Source organism: Neoroseomonas rubea (genome assembly GCF_016106015.1).
Taxonomy (GTDB): domain Bacteria; phylum Pseudomonadota; class Alphaproteobacteria; order Acetobacterales; family Acetobacteraceae; genus Neoroseomonas; species Neoroseomonas rubea.
The window spans coordinates 1-5,534 of record NZ_JACADQ010000288.1 but is presented as its reverse complement, the minus strand read 5'-3'; the positions used below and the strand labels follow the sequence as shown (position 1 = coordinate 5,534).

General features: G+C 73.1%; 6 protein-coding genes. 3 read left to right on the top strand and 3 right to left on the bottom strand.

What is annotated here, in order from left to right; all coding sequences use genetic code 11:
• On the bottom strand, positions 1-857 hold an 857-nt coding region (locus HW577_RS19790), incomplete at its 3' end, for a Bug family tripartite tricarboxylate transporter substrate binding protein (RefSeq protein WP_198377850.1).
• A gap of 31 nt (positions 858-888) precedes the next feature.
• Positions 889-1,467: a YcxB family protein gene (locus tag HW577_RS19785; RefSeq protein WP_198377849.1), complete on the bottom strand. Its 579-nt coding sequence runs from the start codon at positions 1,465-1,467 to the stop codon at positions 889-891.
• 86 nt (positions 1,468-1,553) lie between these two features.
• Here HW577_RS19785 and HW577_RS19780 point away from each other — a divergent pair, with 86 nt between their 5' ends.
• Positions 1,554-2,897 (top strand): replication-associated recombination protein A, encoded by a 1,344-nt coding sequence (locus HW577_RS19780; RefSeq protein WP_198377848.1) that lies wholly within the window; start codon positions 1,554-1,556, stop codon positions 2,895-2,897.
• Positions 2,894-3,250, top strand: a complete 357-nt coding sequence (locus HW577_RS19775) for a fluoride efflux transporter FluC (RefSeq protein WP_198377847.1) — start codon at positions 2,894-2,896, stop codon at positions 3,248-3,250. The genes HW577_RS19780 and HW577_RS19775 overlap by 4 nt, the downstream gene beginning before the upstream one ends.
• Position 3,251: 1 nt before the next feature.
• Here the strand turns inward: HW577_RS19775 and HW577_RS19770 are convergent, their stop codons facing one another.
• Positions 3,252-4,352 (bottom strand): 4-oxalomesaconate tautomerase, encoded by a 1,101-nt coding sequence (locus tag HW577_RS19770; protein WP_232475086.1) that lies wholly within the window; start codon positions 4,350-4,352, stop codon positions 3,252-3,254.
• 57 nt (positions 4,353-4,409) lie between these two features.
• Between HW577_RS19770 and HW577_RS19765 the strand changes: the two genes are divergently transcribed.
• Positions 4,410-5,384, top strand: a complete 975-nt coding sequence (locus HW577_RS19765) for an RluA family pseudouridine synthase (protein ID WP_198377846.1) — start codon at positions 4,410-4,412, stop codon at positions 5,382-5,384.
• Positions 5,385-5,534 lie beyond the last annotated feature (150 nt).

Sequence of the window (5,534 nt, the reverse complement as noted above, 5' to 3'; positions counted from 1 at the left end):
GCGGGCAGCAGGCCGAGCGCATCGAGCCGCGGGCGCAGCGCGGGCTGTCCCACGGCATCGGCCGCCGCGGCCGCGATGCGCGCGACGACGGGCCGCGGCGTCGCGGCGGGGACGAGCAGGCCGAGCCAGTCGCCGATGGCGAAGTCCGGGAAGCCCTGCTCGGCGACCGTCGGCACATCCGGCAGCGCCGGGAAGCGCGCGGCGGAGGAGACGGCGACGGCCTTCACCCGCCCGTCGCGGATCAAGGGCGTGGCAAGGGCGGGGGAGGTGAAGCCGATCGGCGTATCTCCGCGCAGCAGGCCGGCGATCTGGTCCGCGCCACCGCGATAGGGCACGTGTTCGCCGCGGATGCCGGCGCGGCGGAGCAGCTGCGCCATGGCGAGATGAACGCGCGCGCCGATGCCGACCGACCCGTAGCGCGCTTGGGCGGGGTCGGCCCGCAGCTTCGCCAGCACGTCGGGCAGCGTCGCCGCGCCGAACTCGTTGCGGACCACCAGGATCAGCGGCAGCGTCGCGAGCAGCGTGACGGGGGCGAGGTCGCGCTCATAGTCGAAGGCGAGGCCCCGCATCAGGAAGGGGTTCACGCTCTGCCCGCCGGAATCGATCAGGATGGTCGCGCCGTCCGGCGCCGATTGCGCGACATGCCCCGCGCCGACCGCGCCCGAAGCGCCGGAACGGTTTTCCGGCGTAACCGTCGCGCCCAGCAGTTCCGACATGCGCGGGGCGATCAGCCGGGCGAGGATGTCGGTGGACCCGCCGGGCGGGAAGGCGATGACGAGCCGCGCGGGGCGGTCCGGCGCCGTCTGCGCGAGGGCCGGGGCGGCGAGCGGAAGGGCGAGGAGGGCGCGGCGGAGCATGGCGCACCCGTGCCGCCGGGCCCGCGCCCCGTCAAGTTACAGGGGTGTGGCGGCGCACCGCGACGCGCAGCGCGTCCAGCGCCGGGTCCGCCTGGCCGCGCTTCGGCACGACGATCGCCATGGCGTCCCCCAGCATGACGAGGAGAAGCTCGGGCGTTTCCTGCAGCCCGGTCACCGCGGCCCATCCATAGAAGCCGCGGCTGGCCGTGCCGATCACGGCAATGCCCTCCGCCGTCGCCTCGATCCGCTTGCGGCCGAGGAAGTCGTCGCGCGGCGACCGGCCGAGCATGACGCGCAGCGTGCGCCGCAGGTTCCATCGGTGCAGGGCGTAGCTGACAGGGGTGAAGACGATGCCGAGCGCGGCCAAGATCAGCAGCGGGGCGACCAAGTGCTGGAACGGCTCGAAACGGGCCGCGCCGAAGGCGAGCCAGTTCCACCCGACGAGGATCGACGCCAGGACGGCGTAGAGCAGCACGAATTGCCGCCGCCAGCGCGCCCGCATCCGCGGGCTGAAGCCGACATGGAGGTTGAAGGCCTCGATGTCCGGCAGGGTGACATCGACCTCGAGGACGGCGAGCGGAGGCGTGGCGGGGTGGTATGTCGCGGTCATGTCGCGATCGGACTGGCACGGGCGCCTCGGCGGGGCAATCGCGGCGGCCCCATGGATCGCGCGCGGGTCCCGGCGCAGTATGGCGCATGGCCCGATCGCCAGCCCCCGCCCCCGACCTGTTCGGCGACATCTCGACCGAAGCCTCCCCGGCCGAGGAAGCCGCCCGCCCGCTCGCCGACCGGCTGCGGCCGCGCACGCTCGACCAGGTGGTGGGGCAGGACCACATGCTGGGGGAGGAAGGCGCGCTGTCGCGCATGCTCGCGCGCGGCTCGCTCGCCTCGCTCATCCTCTGGGGCCCGCCGGGGGTGGGCAAGACGACCATCGCGCGGCTGCTGGCCGAAGCCGCCGGGCTGCGCTTCACGGCGCTGTCGGCGGTGTTCTCCGGTGTCGCGGACCTCAAGCGCGCCTTCGACGAGGCGCGCGCGCGCAAGTCGAACGGCCAGGGCACGCTGCTGTTCGTCGACGAGATCCACCGCTTCAACCGCGCCCAGCAGGACGGCTTCCTGCCGGTGGTCGAGGACGGCACCGTCACGCTGGTGGGGGCGACCACCGAGAATCCGTCCTTCGCGCTGAACGGCGCGCTGCTGTCGCGCTGCCAGGTGCTGGTGCTGAAGCGGTTGGACGATGCCGCGCTCGACCTGCTGCTCGCGCGCGCGGAGGCCGAGACCGGCCGCGCCCTGCCGCTGCGGCCCGAAGCCCGCGCGACGCTGCGCGCCATGGCCGACGGCGACGGGCGGTACCTGCTCAACATGGCCGAGCAACTCTCCGCGCTGCCGGAAGGGACCGCGCCGCTCGACACCGCCGCGCTGTCCGCGCTGCTCGCCAAGCGCGCCGCGCTGTACGACAAGGACCGCGAGGAGCACTACAACCTCATCTCCGCGCTGCACAAATCCATGCGCGGCAGCGATCCGGACGCGGCGTTGTACTGGTTCGCGCGCATGCTCACCGGCGGGGAGGACCCGCGCTACATCGCCCGCCGACTGACCCGCTTCGCGGCGGAGGATGTCGGCATGGCCGATCCGCGCGCCCTGCCGCTCGCCATCGCGGCCTGGGAGACGTTTGAACGGATGGGATCGCCGGAAGGCGAACTCGCACTCGCGCAACTCGTCGTGCACCTGGCGACCGCGCCGAAATCCAACGCGGTCTATGCCGCCTTCGGCGCGGCGATGCGCGCGGCGAAGGAGACCGGGTCGCTGATGCCGCCCAAGCACATCCTCAACGCGCCGACGAAGCTGATGGGCGAGCTCGGCTACGGCAGCGGCTACGAATACGACCACGATGCCGAGGAAGGCTTCTCCGGCCAGGACTACTTCCCCGAGGAGATGCGCCGCCCATCCTTCTACCGCCCGACGGATCGCGGCGCGGAAGCCGCGATCGCCGAGCGCATGGCGCGCTGGGACGCGCTGCGCCGGAAGCGCCGGCGCGGATGACGCAGGCGCTGGTGCTGGTGGCACTCGGCGGCGCGGCGGGGTCGGTGCTGCGCTACCTCGTCTCGGTGGGCTCGCTCGCGCTGTTCGGCGCGGGCTTCCCGTGGGGGACGCTGGCGGTGAACATCGCCGGCAGCGCGGCGATCGGCGCGCTGGCCGGGGCGGGCATGGAAGGCCAGGCGCGGCTGCTGCTCGTCACCGGCTTCCTCGGCGGGTTCACGACCTTCTCCGCCTTCTCGCTGGAAGCGGTCGGGCTGTGGGAGAAGTCGCCGCCGCTCGCCATCCTCTATGTCGCGGCGTCCGTGCTGCTGGGCGCGGCGGCGTGCCTTGCCGGATTGTGGCTGTTCCGGCGTTAGGTCAGCGCCCGCCCCAGACCCGCGCGGGGACGAAGACCTCGCCCGCCATCAGTTTCCGCGCCGTGCGCAGCGTGCCGCCGCCCAGCACCTCGACGCCGTCATTGCCGGCGCGGCGCGTGGTGATGACGGCTTCCATCTGCCCGGTCGGATGCTCGATGGCGATGGTCTCGCGCTCGTTCGGCCCGATGCGCGCGAGGCCATCCGCCACCGTGCCCGGCAGCATGCAGGCGGTCGCGATGCAGATGCCGCCCGTGACCGCCATCGCCTCATGGCAGGCAAGCGGCGTGAAGTAGCGCGCCGCGATCCCCTGCCCGCCCGCGGGTTCGGCGACCATGGCGAATTTCGGCATCACCTTGCCCTCGGCATCGCCCATGCCCATCGCCAGGGATGCGGCGCGACGGATGCGCTCGATCCGCGCCATGAAGTCGCGGTCGGCGTCGAGGTCCTTCGCACTCTCCCGCGCCGTCTTCCCGAGATCGGCCGCGCGCGCGATCACCACCGGCATGGCGACGTCGAGGCAGGTGACCTCCACGCCCTCGATCACATCCTTCGCATGGCCCGTCGGCATCAGGCTGCCCGTCGCCCCGCCCACCGCATCGGCGAAGTTCAGCACGATGGGCGCAGCCGTGCCCGGCACGCCGGCGATCGCCGTGTCGCCGTCATAGGTCACGGCACCGCCCGGGGTCTGCACCACGCTTTCGATCAGCGCGCCTGTGTTGACGGCGCGGATCAGCACGCTCGTCTCATCATCCCGCGCGGGCACCAGGCCTTTCTCGATGGCGAAGGGACCGATGCCGGCCAGCATGTTGCCGCAGGTCGGGCCGAAATCGACGAAGGCCTTGTCCACCGAAACCTGCGCGAACAGGTAGTCGACCTGCTGCTTTTCGCCCGCGGCGGCGGGGGAGACGATGCAGACCTTGCTCGTCAGCGTCGTCGCGCCGCCGATGCCGTCGATCTGCCGCGCATCCGGGCTGCCCATGACGGCGAGCAGCACGCGGGCGATGTCCTCCCGGCTCTCCGGCAGGTCCTTCGCGAGGAAATAGGGGCCGCGGCTGGTGCCGCCGCGCATGAAAGTGCAGGGAATGGCGGTCTGGATGCTCATGGGGCGGAGGTTAGCCTCCCCCTCGCATCCGCGCACCCCGGCGGGCTATGAACGCCCATGCCCATCACCACCCGCACCGTGCGGCCCGAGGAGGGCGAGGTTCGCCTCGACCGCTGGTTCCACCGCCACTTCCCCGCCCTGACCCAGGGCGCCCTGCAGAAGATGCTGCGCACAGGCCAGGTCCGCGTCGACGGCAAGCGCGCCGAGGCGAACACCCGCCTGCTGCCCGGCCAGGCCGTCCGCATCCCGCCCATGCCGGCGACCCCGGCGCCCAAGGCCGCGCCCAGGCCGATCGATCCGCGCGAGGCCGCCGCGCTGGAACGGCTGGTGATCTACCGCGACGACAGCGTCATCGCGCTCGACAAGCCGCAGGGCATGGCGGTGCAGGGCGGGCCGGGGATCACGAAGCACCTGGACGGGATGCTGGACGCGCTGCGCTTCGGCTCCGAGGACCGCCCGCGCCTGGTGCATCGGCTCGACCGCGACACGACCGGCGTGCTGCTGCTCGCGCGCACCGCCGCCGCGGCCGGAAAACTCGCCGCCGCCTTCCGCGGGCGGGATGCGGAGAAAACCTACTGGGCCGTGGTGGTCGGCCGGCCGCATCCGCTCGAAGGCCGCATCGACATGGCGCTGGCCAAGGCGGGCGGCGCGCACGGCGAACGCACCGTGCCGTCCGATGCGAAGGACGCGGCGCGCGCCGCCACGCTGTTCCGCACCATGGATTCCGCGCAGAAGCGCGCCGCACTTCTGGAACTCATGCCGCTGACGGGACGGACGCACCAGCTGCGCGTCCATTGCGCCGCGGCCCTTGGCTGCCCGATCCTCGGCGACGGCAAGTATGGCGGTGCAGCGGCACATCCCGAGGGCTTCGGCGACCGCACGCTGCACCTGCATGCCCGCGCGCTGCGCATCCCCCATCCGGAGGGCGGCATGCTGGAGCTGGCCGCGCCGCTGCCGCCGCACATGAAGGAGACCTTCGGCTTCCTCGGCTTCGACCGGCCGCGCACGCCGAAATGCCGGCGGGTGCGCTGATGCCGCGCGCGGCGCGCTGGGCGCTCGGCACGCTGGCGGCGCTGCTGCTGCTGGCGGGGGGCGGCATCGTCGCGCTGACGGTGGCCCTCGATGCCGGGGCGCTGACGCCGCGGCTGGTGGCCGCGATCGAGGGGGCCACCGGCCGCGCGG

What these genes read in the sequence shown, in the direction of transcription:
- HW577_RS19765 (WP_198377846.1), top strand. Translation starts at nt 4,410, where the DNA reads ATGCCCATCACCACCCGCACCGTGCGGCCCGAGGAGGGCGAGGTTCGC.
- HW577_RS19780 (WP_198377848.1), top strand. Translation starts at nt 1,554, where the DNA reads ATGGCCCGATCGCCAGCCCCCGCCCCCGACCTGTTCGGCGACATCTCG.
- HW577_RS19775 (WP_198377847.1), top strand. Translation starts at nt 2,894, where the DNA reads ATGACGCAGGCGCTGGTGCTGGTGGCACTCGGCGGCGCGGCGGGGTCG.
- HW577_RS19785 (WP_198377849.1), bottom strand. Translation starts at nt 1,467, where the DNA reads ATGACCGCGACATACCACCCCGCCACGCCTCCGCTCGCCGTCCTCGAG.
- HW577_RS19770 (WP_232475086.1), bottom strand. Translation starts at nt 4,352, where the DNA reads ATGAGCATCCAGACCGCCATTCCCTGCACTTTCATGCGCGGCGGCACC.